This is a genomic window from Luteibacter sp. P4_D7_3, assembly GCF_056401735.1.
In genome coordinates, this window is the sequence record NZ_JBFUIT010000587.1 from 1 (window position 1) to 1,179 (window position 1,179).

Genomic DNA, 1,179 nt, shown 5'->3' on the forward strand with positions numbered 1-1,179 from the left:
GCTGACCTCCCGGCCGAAACCGGGAGCGCTCGCGGGCTCGTTTCCTTGCGGAAACCTACCGCCGGTGGGGAGTCACACCCCGCCCTGAAGACGCTGTGGAGGCCAGTTCCCCCAAGGGAACCAGCCGGCGGAGAATAGCATGGGGCCCGCCAGCCCAATTGCAACACTGAACCTACCCGTTGACCCCGTTACGGCACACCTGCTCCTGTGGGAGCCGATTCATCGGCGATCCCGCGGCAGCGGGCCCGTTCGGGGCGAGCACCCATCGCCGATGAATCGGCTCCCACAGAAGGCAAGAGCATCGCCGATGAATCGGCTCCTACCGGGCGGAGGTTCTAGCCCCGTAGTACCTGATCCATCACCCAGCTGGTCCGCGCCCCGGTCTCGCCGGTGGACGGGCAGGCACCCTTGCCGGTCAGCTCGGCGACGATGGATTCGATCAGTGGCTGCTGTATGTGCTCGGGATGGGCGATAAGGATGTCCTCCACACGACCGCCAGCCTCGAGGCGGATGGGCCCTTCGCCGAAGGTGGCGAAGACCAGACGCCCGCGATCCCCCACGATCTCGACGCGATCTTCCCGCCGGTCCGCGCAGAAGTTCCACAGACCCGTACCGAGCACCCCGGATCCGAACGAGAACGCCATGGCCACGGTGTCCTCGGCCGGATAGGCGTCCATCTGATGCGAGACCATACCGCGCACGGTGACGATGGGACCGAGCAGGAAGTCGAGGATGTCCAGCGTGTGGCAGCCGATGTCGACGAAGATGCCGCCTCCCGAGAGCTCCGGGCGCACGGTCCACGGCAGGTTGGCCGGGTCCTGATAACGCGCTTCGAAGGGATGGTGCAGAAGTACGTTGACCAGTCGCGGCGTGCCGATGGCACCTTCGGCCAGCAGCGCCGCGATGCGGCGGAAACGCGGCAGCATGCGGCGGTAATAGGCCACGAAAACCGGCACGCCGGCCGCCCTGCCCGCCTCGACGATCGCCATGCATTCCGCGTGGTCGATCGCCATGGGTTTCTCGACGTACACCGGTTTCCCCGCAGCGATCGCCATCAGCGCGTACTCGCGATGGCTGGAGGGCGGTGTGGCGATGTAGACGGCATCGACGTCCGGGTCGGCAATGAGTGCCGCCGCGTCGTCGTGCCAGCGCGGCACGCCATGGCGCGCTGCATAGTCA

General features: G+C 66.8%; 1 protein-coding gene. It reads right to left on the reverse strand.

Annotation, left to right across the window (positions count from 1 at the left end):
* Positions 1–335 precede the first annotated feature (335 nt).
* The coding region (locus tag AC1DSN_RS22935) for a Gfo/Idh/MocA family protein (RefSeq protein WP_477333175.1) at positions 336–1,179 on the reverse strand (844 nt) is incomplete at its 5' end.